The following is an 18,677-nucleotide window of genomic DNA, read 5'->3' on the forward strand; positions in this document are numbered from 1 at the left end:
CAACGGCAGCTTCTCCTGGGCCAAGCGCTTCTCGTCCTCGTCCAGCCGGTCGAGCACGAACCGCCGCAGTTCATCGGTGTCCATGACACAGGGGTATCCGCTGAGCCGCCGGGTACGCCTGGCGACAGCAGCTTCCGGGAAAGGAGCACCTCATGCGCAGTCGCGTCCGCGTCGCGGGCCACGCCGTCCACCCGATCCTCATCGTGTTCCCGCTGGGGCTCCTGACGACAGCGGTGGGCTTCGACGTGCTGCACCTGATCACGGACAGGGTCACGTTCGCCTTCACCGCCGGCCACCTCATCGCCGCCGGGTTGCTGCTCGGGGTCGTCACGGCCGCCATCGGCTGGCTCGACTGGTGGCTGATCGTTCCGCGCGGCACGCGGGCACATCGCGTCGGGTTGCTGCACGGTCTGCTGAACTCCGTGGTGCTGGTCCTGTTCGCGGTCAGCTGGTCGATGCGGCTGGCCGAGCAGAACTGGGTCCCGGCGTGGCCCGCCCTCGTGGCGGCCTGGCTGGGCCTGCTGGTGAGCGGCGCCGGTGGCTGGCTCGGCGGTGAGCTCGTCGAGCGGCTCGGCATCAGCGTGGAGGAGGACGCGCACCCCGACGCGCCCAGCTCTCTTCGTGGTGCGGCCGTGTCGTAGTGGTCGCCGGTCGTGTCACGCGGTCATCCGCGCGACACGACCGCACGCGCGGGATCAGCTGACCGCAGGCCCTGACGAGCTCGACCCGGACAACTCCTTGATGAACTCGTGGCACTGCTGGGCGCGAGCCGAGTCCTGCTCCATGACCTGGCGGAAGAAGTCCGCGATGTCCTGGCGTCCCGCGTTGTCGGCGTCACGGACGTACTGGCCGTAGTCGTGTCCCGCCTTGAGTGCGTGGTACTGCACGGAGATCAGGTCGTAGGTCACGTCGTCGAAGCCGGTCTCACCGGTTGCCATCCTTGCCTCCCTTGGTTGTTCGGCACAGAGGACATACCCGCGAGAACCTCCTCGAACCTGTGCACCCGGTTTTTCCCGGCGAGCACGGGCTATCCCGTGCACTCGAACTCCCAGGGAGGCCGAGAACATGAACACAGCAGGGAAAGCGCTCCTCGCCACCGGGGTGGCTACCGCGGTCGCGGTGACCAGGTGGCGAAAGCGAGCGCCGGCGTCACGGGACGGGGAAGCGGACCGCTGGCTGGCCGTCACCGTGTACCGCTCACCGGACGAGGTCCAGGAATCGCTCCCGGAGGACCTGGCGCGGTGGCGGGACCAGGTGGAGATCCGCATCCGCCCGGCAACGGGCGACAAGGGAACCGAGCTGATGGCGAAGCCCGTCGGGCAGGTGTCGCGCCACGACCTCAGGCTCGCGTTGCGCAAGGCGAAGTCGGTGCTGGAGGCCGGTGAGGTGGTGCGGCCGGACACTGCGCCGACGCATCCCGGACCGCTGGGCAAGGCGCTGGGACTCGTGACGAACCGGGCAGGGGGAAGTGGTCGGCTGTGAAGGCGTTGTGCTGGGAAGGGATCAACGACGTCCGCGTGCAGGACGTGCCTGATCCCCAGTTGCTGAACGACCAGGACATGATCCTGAAGGTCCGGCTGAGCACCGTGTGCGGTTCCGACCTGCACCTGCTCACGGGCCACATCCCGTTCATGAAGGCGGGTGACGTGATCGGGCACGAGTTCATGGGCGAGGTGGTCGAAGTCGGCCCCGGTGTCACGAAGCACAAGCCCGGCGACCGCGTGGTCGTGTGCTCGTTCATCGCCTGCGGCCGCTGCTGGTACTGCCGCAACGAGCTGTACTCGTTGTGCGATAACACGAACACCAATCCGGGCATCACCCAGAAGCTGTGGGGCGCCGATCCCGGCGGCATCTTCGGCTACTCGCACGCGATGGGCGGTTTCCGCGGCAGCCATGCGGAGTACGTGCGTGTGCCGTTCGCCGACCACACCGCCATCCCGATCCCCGAAGCGGTCGACGACATGAGCGCGCTCTTCGCGTCCGACTCGGTGCCGACGGGCTGGATGGGCGCGGATCTCGGTGGCGTGAAACCCGGTGACGTGGTGGCCGTGTGGGGTAGCGGCGCGGTGGGGCAGATGGCCGCCAGGGCCGCTCAGCTCCTCGGTGCCGAACGCGTTATGGTGATCGACCGCTTCGACTACCGGCTGCGGCAGGCGGAACGGGCGTTCGGCGTGGAGACGATCAACTACGCGAAGACGTCCGTCGGGGACACCCTGCTGGAGGCCACCGGAGGGCGCGGGCCGGACGTCTGCGTCGAGGCGGTCGGCTGCGAGGCGCACTCCACCGGCCCGCAGTACGCGTACGACCAGGTGAAGAGCAAGCTGAAGCTGGAGATGGACCGGCCCATCGCGGTGCGCGAGGCGATCTACAACTGCCGCAAGGGCGGATCGGTCTTCGTGCTCGGCGTGTTCACCGGCCTGGTGGACAAGTTCCCGTTGGGCGCCCTGATGAACAAGGGTCTGACCGTGCGCGGCGCTCAGCAGCACGGGCAGCGCTACATCCCGATGCTGCTGGACCGCATCGCGTCCGGCGAGCTCGTCACGAACCACCTCGCCACGCACGTCATGCCGTTGAGCGAAGGTGCGCGAGGGTACGAGATGTTCAAGAAGAAGGAAGACGACTGCGTACGCGCGGTCTTCAAGCTGTGACGGGCTGACGGCCGGTGCCGGTCTCCTGGCACCGGCCGTCAGCGGCTACGCGGGGACCGTCCACCTCTGGTTGGCGCCACCCGTGCAGGTCCAGATCTGGAGTCTCGCGCCGTCAGCGGTGTTGTTGCCGATGACGTCCAGACACTTGTTGCTGCCCACGTTCACCACCGTGCCGTTCGACGCGGTCCAGCGCTGGTTCGTGCCGCCGAAGCAGTCCCACAGCTGGACCGCCGTCCCGTCCGCCGTGCCGTTGCCGGTCACGTCGAGGCACTTGCCCAGGCCGCGCACCGTGCCGTCGGAGGCCAGCGTCCACGTCTGGTTCGGGCCGCCGAAGCAGGTCCACATCTGCGGCAGGGTGCCGTTCGCGGTCGAGCCGTCGGTGACGTCGAGGCACTTGCCGCCCAGGCCCGTGATGGCGCCGGTGCGGCCGCTCGGCTGACCGGGATCGAGCGTGCCGGGCCAGGTGAACGTCGCCATCGCTCCCGCCGGCAGGTTGTAGCCGAACGTCTGGCCGTTGTAGGAGACGCGGAAGTCCTGCTGGCCGCCGGAGTTCAGGGCGACGAGCACGATCCGGCCGTCCGGGTTGCGGAAGGCGACGTTCTGGATGCCGCCCTCGCCGTAGCCGGTCGAGTCGATGCGGACAGCGCCGGGCTGCACGAACTTCGACAGGTGACCGAGGACGTAGTACTCCGCGTTGTACGTGACGTCGTTGCCGTTGGTGCGGACGACGCCCGTGCAGTTGGTGCAGCTGCCGATCACCGGGCCGTTGTTGTTGTCCAGGGCCATGTTCCAGATCGCCACTGACCGCGCGTGGTTGCGGGTCGCGCCGATCGCGAGGTTGATGCCCTGCCAGCGCAACGTGTCGCGGAACGTCGACGCGTCGTCAGCAGACCTCGTGCCGGAGCACTCGGTGAAGAAGATGTCCTTGCCGGGCTGGTTGTTCTTCACGACGGACTGGCCGCTCGGGTTGCCGCCGTAGCAGTGCCACGCCGAGCCGATCACGTTGCCGCCCGCGCCGTTGTTGACGGTCTGCGGGTAGCTCGTGTCGTCCCAGTTGTGGTCGTAGCCGAGGATCCGCGCCTGCTCGCCGACCGCGCGCAGCTTCGGCACCAGGGTGTTGATGACGTTGACCTGCTGCTGCGCCGACATCCTCATGCCGGGGTAGCCCGGCGGTTCGAAGTTCGGCTCGTTCTGCACGCTCATGTAGTCGATCGGGATGCCGGCGGCCTTGTAAGCCTGCGCGAACTTGACCAGGTAGTCGGCGTAGACGCCGATCCGGCTGTCGTTGAGCGAACCCTGGATGAGGTTGTTGTTGTTCTTCATCCACGCCGGGGCGCTCCACGGCGTCGCCATCACCGAGAGCTGCGGGTTGAGCTGCTTGGCCTGCTGCAGCAACGGCAGGATGTAGGCGTTGTCGTGGGAGGTGGAGAACCGCGACAGCGACGGGTCGGCCGCGCCGTCGTCGTAGGTGTAGAAGCTGCGGGAGAAGTCGGATGCGCCGATCGGCTGGCGGAGGAAGCTCATGCCGATGCCGGTGCTCTTGTTGAACAGGTTGTTCATGATCTCGTTGCGGCGCGGCGAGTTGAAGATGTTCCACGCGGCCGCGTCCGTGAACGACGCGCCGAAGCCGACCATGGACTGGTAGGCCGAGTTGGGGTTGACCGTGATCGTGGAACCGCTGCCGCCGGAGCCGAACGTCACGTCGCCCTGCTGCCGCAGCAGGTTCGACCGGTCGGCCGTGGTCAGCCACACGCTCGCGTTCGTGGCCGCGGTCGCGGCGGGAGACACGAGCGTGCTTCCCACCGTCACGACCGCCGCGGCGATCGCGATGCCGCGCCACCGTTTCGTCGTCATTGACATAAGCGCTCCTTGCAGGGGTTTGGGCGCCCGTTGGGTTTTCAGTTGTAGAGACGGAAATCGGCGATGCTCCACCAGCTGCTCGCGGCACCGGTGGACGTGATGCGGACGTACCGAGCGCTGGTGCGGCGGACGTCGATGCTGGTCAGCTGACCGATACCCGTTCCCCGTGCGACAGCGCGCCACGACCGGCCGTCGTCGCTGACCGAGAGCTCCCAGGCACGGGCGTAGTCGCCGAGGTTGCCGCCGGAGTCGACCGCCACGCGCCGGAAGTCCCTGCGGCGCCCCAGGTCCACCTGGAGGTGCTGGCCGGGAGCCTGCGCGGCGCCGCTGGACCAGCGCGTCGACGCGTCGTCGTCGATGGCCGCCGCGCCGTCCGGGGTCGCGGTAGCACCGGTCAGCGGCACGAGGTCGAGCTTGCTGCGGTGCTGCGAGGTCCAGGTGAACGTCGCCAGCGCGCCGCCGGGCAGGGTGTACTCGAACGTGCGGTCGCCGGTGTTGACCGCGAACGCGCGCGGCTCGTCGTTCTGGTTGTGCACCACCAGCGCCGTGGAGCCGTCCGGGTTGCGGAACGCGGTGTCCATGATCTGGCCGTTCCAGCCGGTGGTGCCGAACGACGTGCTGGCGATGCGCCGCGCGCCCGGCTTCACGAACTTCGACAGGTGGCCGATCGTGTAGTACTCGGCGTCGGTCACCACGGACCCGTCCGGCTGCACGGTGACCAGCCCGGTGCAGGTGGCGCAGCCGCCGTTGTGCGGGCCGCCGGCGCTGTCGAGCGCGATGTTCCAGTTGACCGCGCTGCGCGCCCAGTTGCGGGTGGTGCCGAGGACGACGTTGCGGGCGTGCCAGCGCAGCGTGTCGCTGAAGACCTTGGCAGGCGGGTCGGTGGCGCCCTTGGAGCCCGAGCACTCGGTGAACCAGATGCCCTTGTCCGGGAAGGCGTCGCGCAACGCGGTCTGCGCGCTCGGGTCGCCGTAGTAGCAGTGGTAGGCGGTGCCGGCGAGCCACTTCGCGGCTTTGCTGTTCAGGACCTGGTACGGGTAGTCGGCCTCGGCGGTGCCGTCGTTCGGGTGCGTGGCCCAGTTGTGGTCGTAGCCCAGGATCCTGGTGCGCGGGCTGGCTGCCATGAGCTTCGGACCGAGCGCCTCGACGACCCGGATCTGCTGCGCGACGGGCATGTCCGTGCCGGGGTAGGCGTCGGGCTTGCGGTTCTGCGGCTCGTTCTGCACGGACAGGAAGTCGACCGGCACACCCGCCCTCGCGTACTCCTGGACGAACTTCACCAGGTAGCGCGCGTACGCGTCGTAGATCGCCGGGTCGTCCTTGAGCTGACCGCCGACGAGCGAGTCGTTCGTCTTCATCCACGCCGGCGGGCTCCACGGCGTGGCCATGACCTTCAGCCGCGGGTTGAGGCGCTTCGCCTCGCGCAGCAACGGGAGGATCTTCGCCTCGTCGTGGCGGACGCTGAAGTGCCGCAGCGGGAAGTCGGTCTGCCCGGCCGGGACGTCGTCGTAGGTGTAGTGCTCCGCCGCCGCGGTGAAGTCGGACGACCCGACGGGCTGGCGCAGGAAGCTCACGCCGATGCCGCGCACGGGGTCGAACAGCTTGCGCATGGTGTCCGCGCGGACGGCGGGGGACAGGCCCGCGAGCAGTTCCGCGGACGAGTCGGTGATCGACGCGCCGAACCCGTCGACCTCCTGGTAGCGGCGGTCGGGGTCGACCACGATCGTCGGCTGTGCCGAGGGCGTCGTGCCGAACGTGACGCGGGGGCGTTCGTGCATCAGCTCCGCGCGGTCCGGCGTGGTCACCCACACCCGGACCTGTGGTGCGCCGGAGGCTTCGGCCGCAGGCACGGCGGTGAGGCCGAGCACCAGGGCCACGATCGCGGTTCGTCGCATGTAACACCCGTTCATCACTGTGAAACGTCAGCTTCCAGGATGAAACACCGGGTCGCGTCACGGGTCAATGGTCTGGATGATTTCCGGTACATTGACCAGGTGGAACGCAAGATCGAACACGTGAAACAGCGCGCGAGTCTTCGTGACATCGCGGCGGAGACGGGCGTGTCGATCGCGACCGTGTCCCGCGTGCTGAACGATCACGTCAACGTGGCGCCGCGGACCCGTGACCTGGTGCTCCAGGCCGTCGAGCGGCGTCGGCAGGAGACTCCCGCGAGACTCAGGACCGTCTACGTGCGGTGCCCTTACGTGCTCACGGACTACTTCGGCCTGATCGTCTCCTCGATCGCCGAGACGGTGAAACTGCACGGCCTGCGCCTGCTGCTCGACGCGGGGGAGTCCGGCCAGCACAGCGACGCGCTCAAGGCCCTGCCGCGGGAGGCCGACGTCGACGCCGCGATCCTCATCCTGCCGCCGGAGGAAGGCGACGAGCTGGTCGAGCTGTCCCGGTCTGGTCTCCCGTTCGTCGTGGTCGACCCGCGCGTCCTCCCGTTGCCCGACATCGCCTCGGTCTCGGCCGCGCACTCCTCGGGGGCCCGCGCCGTCGCGGACCACCTCATCGCGCTCGGCCACCGCGACATCGCCGTGATCGCCGGGCCGGAGGAGTGGCTCGCGGGCGACGCGCGCCTGTCCGGCCACCGCGCGGCCCTGGCCGAGGCGGGGGTGCTGCTGACGCCGGACCGACTGCGGCACGTCGAACCCACCGTCGCGCACGGCGCGCGTGCCGCCGCCGAGCTGCTCGACCTGGAGCCGCGTCCGACCGCGATCGTCTGCTTCAACGACAAGGTCGCGGTCGGCACGTTGCAGGCCGCGCGCGACCGCGGCCTGCGGGTGCCGGACGACCTGTCGGTGGCGGGCTTCGACGACATCGACCTCGCCGAGGCGACCACCCCGCGCCTGACGACCGTGCGGCAACCGTTGCAGGAGATGGGCAGGATCGCCGTCACCCAGCTGATGCGGGTGCTGGACGGGCACCGGCCGGAGGCGTTGCACATCGAGCTGGCGACGACGCTGGTCGTCCGGGACTCGACAGCCGCGCTGTAGAAGCGCCCGGCCTGCGGCCCACCGGTTTCGGCGGCGGGCCGCTCGGGCGAGCCGGACGGGGCGGGGCGGTTATCCGGTCGGCGGGAGGACGTTCTCCTTGTACGCGCCCGTCATGTTCCCGGCCGGGGAGAAGTTCACGGCGATGTAGGTGTCGTGCCAGGTGTTGTCCGCGGTGCCGCACACGCGACCCGCGCCGATCTTCGTGCTGCCGTTCCAGACGAGCTGGGTGAAGTGCCCGATCGCCTCTTTCGGGTCCTTGGAGGCGAAGGTCTCGTAGTCGTAGAACTTGATCTCGGAGTACCAGGCGTCGCTCGCCGCCGTGGCCGGCCCCTGGACCGGCCGGGAGGAACTGGACGTGTAGAGGTTCTCCCCGTACCCCTCGGTCCCGTCGTGGACGAGGGCTCCCTTCTCCGCGATGTGCTCGGCGCGGGACTTGGCGTAGTCGACGAGCGTCTGGTCGAGCTGCACGGGCGGAGCTCCGTGCTTCGCCCGGTGTTGGTTGATGCTGTCCACCATGCTGGTCAGGAAATCTTGGCTGGTCTGGTCGGAGAAGCCGGCTTTCATGTCATCTACCTTTTTCCGAGGGGTTTCAGTGGCGCTTGGTGATGTCGGCTTGGAATCGCGGGTCGATTTCGTAGTGGGTGTCGAACTGGCTGCTGAAACCGGTCACGCTGACGGTGTGGCCGGTCGTGAGCCCGGTGAGGTCGATGCCGGTCTGGGTGTTGACGAAGATGGTGAGCTCGCCCGAGCCGTCGTCGACGAAGAACTTGAACCCGTACGGCAGATCCGGCACCGGCGCTCGGGTGACCGTGGCGACCACGCGCACCAGTCGTCCCTCGGTGCGCTCGCCGACGGCGCCGGTGGCGAGCAGCCGCGGTCGGACAGCCGGGCCCTTGCCGCGCACGACGACGTCGGCCGGGTCACCGGGAACGAGGACGAGCAACCCGGAGCTGTCGCGCAGCGTGCCGGTCACCCGTACCTGGGTACGGACGGAGATGCCCAGATCAACCGCGATGCTGACGTAGATGCCGGCGCCCCGGTCCTCCAGTCCGAAACCCTTGTCGAAGAAGCTGGACTCGAACGCGCCGGGCGGCGTCGTCACCGTGCCGCCGACCGTGACGACCGTGCCCGGCGGCAGGGTCCGCGCTTCCGCGATGGACGACACGTGGTGGTGCGCCTCCACCGCCTGGGCGGGTGGTGGGAAGCCGATGGATGCCAGGACCAGGAGCAGAACCGGCAGGCAACGCCGCGATGAAGACACGTGTATTCCCCGTTCACGCGTTCGCCGGAATACCTGTCGAACCGCTGAGAAGGCGTCCATGTTCGTGACGTCGCCGGAGAACACCCATTCGTTTCCGAATCGCGCGAAACTGCCGGAGGTGTGAGCCGTTCAGACCACGGAGTACCGCCGAAGTAAACGGCGTCCACTCATCGGAGTATTGCTGCGTCGCTTCGATCAGGCGTAGCGTCGGTCCCGCCGTGCACAATCATCGAATTCACTTGGCATGATCTCGTCAGCCATTCGGGATATCCATGACAGGGGTGAACCGCCTGTTCCGGCACAGGTCTAGTGCGGCACGGCCCAGGTGCGGACCTTCGGGTCGACGAGGACGGTGAGCCGGTCGCCGGGCTGCCGCCGGGAGCACTCCGCCCGGCGGCACCGGTGCGTCGCCTGGAAACCGCCGTCCGGCAACGGGACCCAGAGCGCGAGCTCGTAGTGGACGTCCTCGCCGTCGTCGTCCTCGGTCCTGCCCACGACCTCGCCGAGCACCTGCTTCCCCACCGCCAGCAACGCGGTGGTCTGCTTCGCCGACTCGCCCGCCGTGAACCAGATCGCCAGCATGATGAAGACGACGACCAGCAGGCCGAGGTCCCACAGCAGGATCGCCCACCACGGCTGGCCGGAGAGGGCGAGCACGACCATGGCCGCGACCACGGCGGCGGCCGAGAGCCCGGCGATCACGCGCTGCGCCACCGCCGAACGGGGGCTCGTCAGGGAGACTTCGGCGGGGTTCGGGGCCACCGGCCGATCGTAGGGCGGTGGCCCCGAACCTGGTCGCGTTATGGGCGAAGCGTGATCGACCGCCCCTTCCTCAGCGTGATCCGCTTCTTCCAGCGGCCGAACCGGACCTCGGTCTCCGTGCCGCCGACGCTGCGCACGACGGCGCTCGTGACCTTCCCGTCGCGCCACGCCAGGTCGACGGTGAACCCGCCGCGGGCACCTATCCCGGTGACCGACCCGGTCTTCCACGCCGACGGCAGCGCGGGCAGCAGTTCGATCACGCCCGGCCGGGAGTACAGCAGCATCTCCAGCATCGCGGCGGGGGCGCCGAGGTTCGCGTCGATCTGGAAGGTCGACCGGTCGCCGAAGCTGTACATGTCGAAGAAGTTCGGCGCCGTGCCATTGGAATGGTCGATGGACGGGCGGATGACCTTCCGCACCAGTTCGTAGGCCCGGTCCGCGTCCTTCAGCCTGGCCCAGCACGCCGCCCGCCACGCCAGGCCCCAGCCGAAGCTCTCCATGCCGCGGGTGATCAGGTGCTGCTCCACGCCGTCGAGGACCGCGGCGGGGGAGTCGTCGCGGTTGACGCGGTCGCCGGGGAAGAAGCCGACCAGCGGGGAGAGGTGGCGGTGCGTGGGCTCGCCCAGGTCGTCGGGCGACATCCACTCCTGCAGCATGCCGGTCCTCGGGCTGACGACCGGCAGGTAGAGCTTGTCGCGCAAGGCTGACATCTTGCGGCCGTACGCCTGGTCGCGGCGCAGGACGTCGGTCGCCACGCGGTACTCGCCGAAGAGGTTGTGCACCAGTTCCTGGGTGTAGGTGTTGCCGCGCGTGTCCTGCGGTCCGTGTTCCGGCGACCAGTCGTGGTCGTCCACGAGGCCCTGCGGGGTCTCGACGAGGCGTGCTTCCCAGAACTCGCAGGCGCCCTTGAGCAACGGGTAGATCCTGGCCAGGTAGTCGCGGTCCAGGGTGTACTCGTAATGCTCGAACAGCGACATGCACAGCCACGCGTTGCCGCCGGGGTGCCACCACCAGCCGCTGCCGCCGTGGATGTTGGTGGAGAAGGCGACGGCCCAGCCCGCCACGCGGTTGCCGGTGTTGCGGAACCTGTTGCGCGGGTCCTGGTACACCGCCTGCGTGGTGCTCGTCCACGACGGGAGCTGCGCCACGCAGTAGTTCGCGAGTGCCTCGAAGGTGTCCGGCAGGGCGGCCCGGTCCGCCAGCCAGTAGTTCATCTGGATGTTGATGTCGGTGTGGTAGTCGCTGTACCAGTCGGGGTTGTTGTCCGACAGCCACAGGCCCTGCAGGTTGAGCGGCAGGTTGTCGCGCGAGCCGGTGATCGCGAGGTAGCGGCCGAACTGGAGATAGCTCGCCTCCAGTTCCGGGTCGGGCGCGGAGTTCGACGCCCTCGCCTGCAGGCGGGTCCACGTGTCCATTCCGCGCTGGGCGTCGGTGGAGCGGCCCAGGTCGACCTTCTGGCGGTCGTACTTCTCGCGGTAGTCCGCGACATGGGTGCGCAGCAGGGCGTCGCCCCCGGCGCGGACCGTGGCCTTCCGCAAGGCGATCTGGGCCGGTTCGACCAGTGGGTCCAGGTAGCCGGTAGAGGCGTCCGGGACGTAGTTCGTGCCGCCGGAGAACACGATCACGAGGTCCGAGCAGCCGGTGAACGACAGCGTGGAGCCGTTCACCTCGACCGTCCCATCAGGACTGAACGCCGTGACGACACCGCTGTAGGCCAGCTTGTTCGCGAACGAGCCGGTGAACAGCGCGGCGGTGTGCGGTGCGTCGCCGACGGTCGGCTCGCCGTGCGCGCCGGCCAGGGAGAGGGTGCCGGACTGGTCAGGGCCGACCAGGCGGGCGATCACCACGTCGTCCGGGTGGCTCGAGTAGAACTCGCGGCGGTACTGCCTGCCGTCGTGGGTGTAGGTGGTGGTGACGATGCCGTTGCTCAGGTCGAGCGCGCGGCGGTAACCGGTGGCGCCGGCGTGGGCCGGAACCTCGACGTGGAGCTTGGCCAGCAGCGAGAACGTGCCGAAGTGCGTCGGGTCGTACGGCAGCTGGCCGTCGCCGTCCAGCGCGTCGTTGAGCTCGCCGGTCCACAGCGTGACGTCGGTCAGGTAGAGGAAGTCCTTCTCGACGCCTCCTCCGACGAGCGCGCCGAGGCGGCCGTTGCCGAGGGGCAGGCCCTGCTCGATGATCTTCGCCTCGTCGGCGGGAGCCGGGTACCAGAGCGTGGTCGGGCTGGTGTTCAAGGGATTTCCGGAGGGTCGGCCGGGCTCGGCGTGGGCGGCGAAGGCGGGCAGGACGAGGGCGCCCAGCCCCAGCGCCCCGGACGTCTTCAGGAAGGCGCGACGAGTCGTCATCGTGGTGCTCCTAGGAAGGTGGCGGGTCAGGAACCGGACAGGGTCGACACGTGCACGGCGTTGTCCGGGCCGCGCACCGCGACCCAGGCCGTCCCGCCGGTGCCCGCGGCCGCGCCGACCGCTCCGGTGAGGGCGTTGCTCGCGAACTGGTCGCGCTGGGACCACCACGTGCCCGCGCCGTCGACCAGGTCCTGCTGCCACAGCGTGTAGTCGCTGCCGCGCACGAAGACGTTCACGCGGTCGCCGTTGGCCGATGCCGTCGGGCTGCCGCTGATCACGCCGCCGAGCGAACTCCAGCCTCCCCACCGGCCGTTCGAGTAAGTCCGGTGGTACGCCACGTTGCCGGGGCCGCGGACGAAGAGGTCGATCCGGCCGTCCTGGCTCGCGAACGCGGAGGGCTGGCCGCCCCGAGGGCCGCCGAGGGTGACCCAGCCCCGCCACTCGCCGTCGACCATCGAACGCTGGTGCAGGCGGCCGGACCTGTCGCGGGCGAACACCGCCATGGTCCTGTCGTCCCAGCGGATCAGGGCCGGACTGGCCGAGGTCTCGCCACCGAGGTCGGTGCCGGGAACGGCGGTCTCGCCGCGCAGCTTGAGGAACGCGGTGCCGTGCGCGGGAACCGTGACGGTGTACGAGCCGGTCGCCGTGCCGCGGTCGGCGCGGGCGCAGGTCGCGGATGCTCACCGTGCCCTGGAGACCGGTGTCGGGGTGCGCGCGAGGCCGGAGTCGTAGTAGGTGGGCGCGCCTTGGTCGACGCCCGCGTGTTCTGCCGGCGTTGCGGAGGGGGCCAGCAGGGTGAGGGCGATGGCGGCCGCGGTCAGCAGGGCTCTCGGCATACCCGTACCTCTCGTCGTCGATCCCTGCGCCCGGAAGTACCGTAGCAGTGATCGGACCTATGTGGCCACGGTTGCATGGCCTACGACGAGCGTCCGGTCTTTTAGAAAGTAGTCATCCGAGGTGTTCGGTCAGTGGGGCACGCACTGTGCAGCTCAGGGCACCACCAGCACCGGCCAGTGCCCGGAGCGGATGAGCCGTGTCGCCACCGACCCCGCGAACCGGTGCCCCGCCTGCTGCGACGCGCCGACCACCACCATGTCGGCCTGGCACTGGTCGGCGGACTCGCGCAGCAGGGTGAACGGGTCTCCGAACGCCTTCACGAACGTCACCGGCACGTCGAGCTCCTCCGCGAACGACCGGATCTGCTCGGTCAGCTCGGCGTGGAGCCGGGCGGTGGCCTCGTGCTCGAACACCGACGCCACCGCCGGGCTGAGCGCCGCCAGGAACGAGTGGCACGCCACGAACGTGACGACCAGCCGGGCACCCTGGCGGCGTGCGAGGCCGAACGCGGACGCGGCCGCCCGCATCGCGGTGTCCGAGCCGTCGACGCCGACCAGGATGGTCCGCGCCGACGGCCGGGGAGCGGGACCGAAGGAGTCCACACTGGACTCGAAGACGTTCACACCGGCGCTCATGGTTCTCCCTTGGTCAGCGAGCGACAGCCGAGTCTGCTTCCTTCTTCTCGAGATCGATCGTCGTGCGCAACGTGATCGGCTTGAGCAGCAGCGCCGCGACCACGCCGATCAGGCCCACCGCCGCGGAGATCAGGAAGATGTGCGCGGTCGCGTCGCCGTAGACGGTGTGCACGATCGTCTGCACCTGGGGCGGCAGTGCGCTGAGGTTCAACGCGCTGGTGCTGCCGGTCGACTGGCCCGCGGGCACGTGCAGCGCGGCGGACAGGTCGGCGGTGACTCGGTTGGCGAGCACGGCGCCGAGCACCGAGACGCCGATCGTGCCGCCCAGCGACCGGAAGAACGTGACGGACGCGCTGGCCGCGCCGAGCTCGCTCAGCGGGACGCTGTTCTGGACCGCCAGCACGAGGTTCTGCATCGTCATGCCGACGCCGATGCCCACGACGGCCATCGCGATGCCGACGATCCACAGCGCGGTGGCGTGGTCGACGAAGCCGAGTCCGAGGAAGCCGAGCACCAGGATGATCGTGCCCGCGACGATGTAGGGCTTGATCTTGCCCGAGCGGCTGATCATGCGGCCGGAGATCGTCGACGACAGCAGCACGCCCGCCATCATCGGGATCGTCAGCAGGCCCGCCTCGGTGGGGGAGTAGCCGCGGCCGATCTGGAAGTACTGGCCGAGGAACACCGCGCCGCCGAACATGGCCATGCCGACCGCGAGGCTCGCGATGATCGCCAGCGCGGGGGTGCGCTGGACGACGATGTGCAGCGGCACCACGGGGTCCTTGACCCTGCGCTCGACCGCGACGGCGGCGGCGAGCAGCACGACGCCGGCACCGACCATCGCGCCGGTCTGCCACGACAGCCAGTCGAACGAGTTGCCGACGAACGACACCCAGACCAGCAGCACGCTCACGCCCGCGGCGATCAGCGCCGCGCCGAGGTAGTCGATCCTCACGTTCTCGCGGCGCACGGTCTCCAGCTTCAGCGTCGCCTGCAGCACCACGAACGCGAGCGCGGCGATCGGCACGGCGACCCAGAAGCACCAGCGCCAGCCGAGCCACGACACGTCGACGATGAGACCGCCGAGCAGCGGCCCGCCGACGGTGGCGACGGCCATGACCGCGCCGAGGTAGCCGTTGTAGCGGCCGCGCTCACGCGGCGGGATGATCGCGGCGATCACGACCTGCACGAGTGCCTGCAGACCGCCGACGCCGATGCCCTGGAAGGCGCGGGCGGCGATGAGCTGACCGGTGTCCTGCGCGAAACCGCTGATCAGCGAGCCGACCACGAAGATCACGATCGCGACCTGGACCAGCGTCTTCTTGTTGAACAGGTCGGCGAGCTTGCCCCAGATCGGGGTCGTGGCCGTCGCCGTGAGCAGGGTGGCGGTGACCACCCACGTGTACTGGGTCTGCGTGCCGTTCAGCGAGCCGATGATGCGGGGCAGCGCGGTGGACACCACCGTGGAGCTGACCATGGCCACGAACAGCGCGAGCAGCAACCCCGACAGCGACTCCAGCACCTGCCGGTGCCCCATCGCCTGAGTCTCGATCTTCACGTCCCGCCCCTTCGTCCCTTCAATTCTTGCGCGTCGTGCAAATTTGCGCAATGGGAAACTTACTCCACGGCTACCCTGGGCGCATGGAGACCCTCACCACTCGGCGCGAGCACAAGAAGGCGGTGACCAGGCGGTCGCTGGCGGGGGCGGCGTTGCGCCTCGCGATGGAGCGCGGGCTCGACGGGGTGACGGTCGAGGACATCGCCGACGAGGCGGGCGTCTCGCGCCGGACGTTCTCCAACTACTTCACCAGCAAGGAAGACGCGGTCGTGGACGCCGACCGCGAGCGCACCAGGGCGCTGATCGCCCTGGTGGAGGCGAGGCCCGCGGACGAGGGGCCGTGGCAGGCCCTGCGCGCGTCCACGGCCGAGCTGTACCGCGCCCGGCCCGTCCCGGACATCGAGTGGATGGCGCAGCTGAGGCTGTTGCGCCGGCATCCGTCACTGATCGCACGACAAGCAGGCGACCAGGTCGCGCTCGAACGCGACCTGACCGCCGTGCTGGTGCTGCGGGAACCGGACGAGGAGCTGGCCCGGCTGATGGCGTCGACCTTCCTGGTCACGGTGCGGACCGGGATCGCGCTGTGGCTGGAGAGCGGGGGCGCGAAGGTCCTGCCCGACCTCGTCGACCGCCTGCTCAGCCGGGTGACCATTCAGGGCACGTAGATCTGCCCGGTCTGCCGTCCCTCGATCGACCGGACGTAGGCCAGCACCACGTCGGCGAGCGGCACCGGCTTCATGCCGGGGAAGAAGTCGCCGTAGACGTCCAACGACTCGGTGAACACCGTCGGGCTGACGGCGTTGATGCGCTGCGGTGCGATCTCGATGGCGGCCGCACGCACGAACGCCTCCAGCGCGCCGTTGGCCAGCGAGGCGGCGGCGCCGGTGACGATCGGTTCGCGGGCGAGCACGCCCGTGATCAGCGTGAACGACTCCTTGACGTGCGTGAGCCCTTCCTTGACGAGCGCGACCTGCGACAGCACCTTGCCGGTCACCGCGGCCTGGTAGTCCTCCACCGTGAGCTCGCTGACCGGCCGGTACGGCGCACTGCCCGCGGCGGCCGCGACGGCGTCGACCTGGCCGACGGTCTGGTAGAGGTCGGCCACCTGGGCCGGGTCGGTCACGTCGTACTGCAGGTCGCCTCCGGTGCGGGAGACGGTGACGACGTCGTGCTTGCGTTCGGTGAGCCCCTGGTGCAGCGCGGTGCCGAGCGTGCCGGTGGCTCCTACGAGCAGAATCCTCATGCCTTCGACGCTAGGCGCCGTCTCGTCGCGTGAGAAATGCCGTTCGTGCAGCACTTATGATCGGCAGTCATGAATGTCGAGCTGCGCCACCTGCGAGCGCTCGCCGCGATCGGCGACCACCGTTCGATCACCGCGGCGGCCCAGGCGCTGCACGTCACGCAGCCCGCGCTCTCGCGCACCCTCGAGCAGCTCGAACGGCGCCTCGGCGTCCGGCTGGTCGAACGCACGACCCGTCACGTCGAGCTGACCGGCCCCGGTCAGCGGCTCTGGGAGCACAGCCACCGCATCCTCACCTCGCTGGACTCGGCGCTGGCCGACGCCGTGCGGCCGCAGCCGTTGCGGCTCACCTTCGCCTGGGCGGCGCTCGGCCGGTTCACGATCCCGTTCCTGCGGGAGTGGCGTGCGGAGCACCCGGACGTGCTGGTGCGCATCCGCCGCGCCGACGACCCGGAGGCCGCACTGCGGCGCGGTGAGGCGGACGTGGCGGTGCTGCGGGCGGAGGCGTCCGGCGTGGGCATCGAGCAGGTCGCGCTGATCGAGGAGCCCCGTGTCGCGGCGATCGCGGACGACCACCCGCTGGCGTCGCGCGACGCCCTGGTGCTCGACGACCTGGTGGGCGAGTGCGTCGCCGTGTGCGAGACGGCGGCGACGACCACGGCCGACCTGTGGCCGGCCGGGTCGCGGCCGCGCACGGTCGACGTGCCCGGCGTGGTCGAGTGGCTGACCTCGATCGCGACCGGGGCGACCGTCGGCGTCACGGCCGCCGGCACCAGCCACCACAACCCGCACCCCGGCGTCACCTACCTGCCGCTGGCCGACGCCGAGCCGATCATCGTGCACCTCGCCTGGCCGTCGTCGGCGCCGCATCCGTCGACGGCGGAGTTCGTCGCGCTGGCTCAGCGGCACCTGGCCGCCACAACCGCAGTTGCAGCATCGCCGCGAACCGCGCGTTCGGATCGCTGAGGTCGATCTCCCCGACCTCCGACAACCGCCGCAGCCGGTACCGGAACGTGTTGGGGTGCACGAAAACGGCGGCGGACGCGGCCGCCACGTCCCCGAACGCGTCCAGCCACGCGCTCAACGTCTCGACGAGGCAGGCGCTGTGCTTGCGGTCGTAGGCGATCAGCCGCGCGACGGGTCCGGTCAGCGCGTCACCGCGTTCGGCGATCAGGTCCGACAGCTCCAGCAGCAGCCCCTCGCTGTGCACATCGGACACCCGCGCCACCGACCACGACGAACGACCGGCGCGCAACACCCGCAGCACCAGGTCGGCACCGGCCCTGGACCGGGACAGGGCGAGCCCGTCCGCGAGCTCGCCGACGCCGACCAGCACGGAGTTGCCGATGCGGTTGCGGAAGTCGTTCGCGATCCGCAACGCCCTGTCCTCCGACTCCGCCGGCAGGATCGCGTAGGCGACATCGCTGATCAACGCGGCGGCGGCGCGCGGGTGGACGGCGGTCAGGTGCATGGCGAACGCGTCGGCGACCTGCTGGCGTTCGGCGAGCAACCGGGCGTGCGAGGCGGGGTCGTCGCCGTGGGAGTGGGCCAGCGCGAGGGCCAGCACGACGCACGACTGGTCGGCCAGCCCCAGCCTCCGCACCGCCTCCGCCGCGCCCGTGCCGCCCTCCACGGCCGTGGAGACCAGGTCGGCGCGCAGCCGCCGTTCGACGTCGGCGCCCGCCCGTTGCCGCATCATGTGCAGCGCCACGAGCTTGGCGGCGTCGGTGAACGCGCGCGAGGAGTCGGGGGACAGCGGCGCGCGCACCGCCGCCCAGATCGAGCCGAGGAACTCGTCGCCCGCCCTGACGGCCACCGCGACCCTGGGCAGGACGAACCCGTCGTCCGCGTCCATGCCCTCGATGGTGATGGGCTGGTCGCTGCGGTAGAGGTGCTGGAACACCCCGCGCGCCTCCATGAGCTGCGAGTACCGCGCGGGGACCTGCCTGCCCAGGATCGTCTCGACGCGCGACGGGTCGGCCTCGTCCTGGCGCACCGAGAAGGCGAGCACGCGGGAGCTGCGGTCCTCGATCGTCACCGGGGCGTCGATCAGCGACGCGACGGCGTTGGCTAGCGCGAACAGGTCACCGGCCGGCACGCCGCCGAGCGTCTCGGACGTGCCGACCTCGCCCTCGGCCAGCAACGACCGCAGCATGGCGGCGAGCTGCGTCCACGACGCGCCGGCCGCCAGGCCGAGCAGCGCCACCCCCGATCGGTCAGCGGCCGCGGCGACCTCCTCGGTCACCACGACCGGACCGCGCAGGACGAGCGCGGCGGCGCCCTGGCCGCCCAGCAGCTCCAGGACCTCCGCCGGCTCGCGCACACCCACGCCCAGGACGATCGCCGACGGGGGCAGCGCCTGGTCGTCGTCCGGGTCGTGGATCACCACGCCGCCGATGTCGGTGGCGCGGCCGGGATCACCCCGCACGAGGTCGATCAACGTGGTGCCGAGGTCGTCCACGACGCGGGCGAGACCTGTTCGCGGGCTCATGACACCACCATGCCAAGCGTCTACAGAGGAATCCAAGTAGTGTT

At 69.9% G+C, this 18,677-nt stretch carries 18 protein-coding genes and 1 pseudogene; 6 read left to right on the plus strand and 13 right to left on the minus strand.

The features are described from left to right. Positions 1-152 precede the first annotated feature (152 nt). Entirely contained in the window at positions 153-641 is a 489-nt protein-coding gene (locus VM306_RS37650) for a DUF2231 domain-containing protein (protein WP_325523638.1), read from the plus strand. 54 nt (positions 642-695) lie between these two features. Here the strand turns inward: VM306_RS37650 and VM306_RS37655 are convergent, their stop codons facing one another. After that, on the minus strand, positions 696-938 hold the full coding sequence (locus VM306_RS37655) for an acyl carrier protein (RefSeq protein ID WP_325523640.1): 243 nt from the start codon (positions 936-938) through the stop codon (positions 696-698). A gap of 127 nt (positions 939-1,065) precedes the next feature. Here VM306_RS37655 and VM306_RS37660 point away from each other — a divergent pair, with 127 nt between their 5' ends. Both VM306_RS37660 and VM306_RS37665 read left to right on the plus strand, forming a co-directional pair. After that, a complete protein-coding gene (locus VM306_RS37660) occupies positions 1,066-1,482 on the plus strand; it encodes a hypothetical protein (RefSeq protein WP_325523642.1) in 417 nt (138 codons plus the stop codon). Continuing rightward, positions 1,479-2,648, plus strand: coding sequence for a zinc-dependent alcohol dehydrogenase (locus VM306_RS37665; RefSeq protein WP_325523644.1), 1,170 nt, complete (start codon positions 1,479-1,481; stop codon positions 2,646-2,648). Before VM306_RS37660 ends, VM306_RS37665 begins: the two co-directional genes overlap by 4 nt. A gap of 45 nt (positions 2,649-2,693) precedes the next feature. Here the strand turns inward: VM306_RS37665 and VM306_RS37670 are convergent, their stop codons facing one another. Together VM306_RS37670 and VM306_RS37675 are read right to left on the minus strand one after the other, a co-directional pair. Next, a complete protein-coding gene (locus tag VM306_RS37670; protein ID WP_325523646.1) occupies positions 2,694-4,502 on the minus strand; it encodes a ricin-type beta-trefoil lectin domain protein in 1,809 nt (602 codons plus the stop codon). A 44-nt stretch (positions 4,503-4,546) separates the two neighbouring features. Beyond that, positions 4,547-6,403 (minus strand): discoidin domain-containing protein, encoded by a 1,857-nt coding sequence (locus VM306_RS37675; protein WP_325523648.1) that lies wholly within the window; start codon positions 6,401-6,403, stop codon positions 4,547-4,549. Between the two features lie 99 nt (positions 6,404-6,502). On the opposite strand from VM306_RS37675, the gene VM306_RS37680 reads away from it, so the two are divergent. Further along, entirely contained in the window at positions 6,503-7,507 is a 1,005-nt protein-coding gene (locus tag VM306_RS37680; protein ID WP_325523650.1) for a LacI family DNA-binding transcriptional regulator, read from the plus strand. A 69-nt stretch (positions 7,508-7,576) separates the two neighbouring features. On the opposite strand, the gene VM306_RS37685 is transcribed toward VM306_RS37680, so the two are convergent. The 8 genes from VM306_RS37685 to VM306_RS37720 all read right to left on the minus strand — a co-directional run bounded on the left by VM306_RS37685 (position 7,577) and on the right by VM306_RS37720 (position 14,881). Continuing rightward, on the minus strand, positions 7,577-8,071 hold the full coding sequence (locus tag VM306_RS37685; protein WP_325523652.1) for a CAP family protein: 495 nt from the start codon (positions 8,069-8,071) through the stop codon (positions 7,577-7,579). Between the two features lie 25 nt (positions 8,072-8,096). After that, complete coding sequence (locus tag VM306_RS37690; RefSeq protein ID WP_325523653.1) at positions 8,097-8,768, minus strand: hypothetical protein; 672 nt, start codon at positions 8,766-8,768, stop codon at positions 8,097-8,099. 306 nt (positions 8,769-9,074) lie between these two features. Continuing rightward, positions 9,075-9,530 carry a hypothetical protein gene (locus tag VM306_RS37695; protein WP_325523655.1) on the minus strand — a complete coding sequence of 152 codons (456 nt, stop codon included), beginning with the start codon at positions 9,528-9,530 and terminating at the stop codon, positions 9,075-9,077. A 38-nt stretch (positions 9,531-9,568) separates the two neighbouring features. Further along, complete coding sequence (locus VM306_RS37700) at positions 9,569-11,872, minus strand: glycosyl hydrolase family 95 catalytic domain-containing protein (protein WP_325523657.1); 2,304 nt, start codon at positions 11,870-11,872, stop codon at positions 9,569-9,571. Between the two features lie 26 nt (positions 11,873-11,898). Continuing rightward, positions 11,899-12,375 (minus strand): hypothetical protein, encoded by a 477-nt coding sequence (locus VM306_RS37705; protein WP_325523659.1) that lies wholly within the window; start codon positions 12,373-12,375, stop codon positions 11,899-11,901. Positions 12,376-12,552: 177 nt separating this feature from the next. Continuing rightward, positions 12,553-12,708, minus strand: a complete 156-nt coding sequence (locus tag VM306_RS37710) for a hypothetical protein (protein ID WP_325523661.1) — start codon at positions 12,706-12,708, stop codon at positions 12,553-12,555. Between the two features lie 153 nt (positions 12,709-12,861). Further along, positions 12,862-13,344 (minus strand): universal stress protein, encoded by a 483-nt coding sequence (locus VM306_RS37715; RefSeq protein ID WP_325523663.1) that lies wholly within the window; start codon positions 13,342-13,344, stop codon positions 12,862-12,864. A 13-nt stretch (positions 13,345-13,357) separates the two neighbouring features. Then, positions 13,358-14,881, minus strand: a complete 1,524-nt coding sequence (locus VM306_RS37720; protein ID WP_325523787.1) for an MDR family MFS transporter — start codon at positions 14,879-14,881, stop codon at positions 13,358-13,360. Positions 14,882-14,985: 104 nt separating this feature from the next. Between VM306_RS37720 and VM306_RS37725 the strand changes: the two genes are divergently transcribed. Beyond that, entirely contained in the window at positions 14,986-15,567 is a 582-nt protein-coding gene (locus VM306_RS37725) for a TetR/AcrR family transcriptional regulator (protein WP_325523665.1), read from the plus strand. On the opposite strand, the gene VM306_RS37730 is transcribed toward VM306_RS37725, so the two are convergent. Then, the gene (locus VM306_RS37730) at positions 15,555-16,145 is read right to left on the minus strand and encodes a short chain dehydrogenase (RefSeq protein WP_325523667.1); all 591 of its coding nucleotides are present in this window, start codon (positions 16,143-16,145) and stop codon (positions 15,555-15,557) included. The genes VM306_RS37725 and VM306_RS37730 overlap by 13 nt on opposite strands. A gap of 69 nt (positions 16,146-16,214) precedes the next feature. Here VM306_RS37730 and VM306_RS37735 point away from each other — a divergent pair. Further along, a pseudogene (locus tag VM306_RS37735) lies at positions 16,215-16,994 on the plus strand (LysR family transcriptional regulator); the annotation flags it as partial. Here the strand turns inward: VM306_RS37735 and VM306_RS37740 are convergent. After that, positions 16,975-18,633 (minus strand): PucR family transcriptional regulator, encoded by a 1,659-nt coding sequence (locus VM306_RS37740; protein ID WP_325523668.1) that lies wholly within the window; start codon positions 18,631-18,633, stop codon positions 16,975-16,977. The pseudogene VM306_RS37735 and the gene VM306_RS37740 sit on opposite strands and share 20 nt — an antisense overlap. Positions 18,634-18,677 lie beyond the last annotated feature (44 nt).

The sequence above is a fragment of the Lentzea sp. genome (assembly GCF_035525475.1).
Taxonomy (GTDB): domain Bacteria; phylum Actinomycetota; class Actinomycetes; order Mycobacteriales; family Pseudonocardiaceae; genus Lentzea.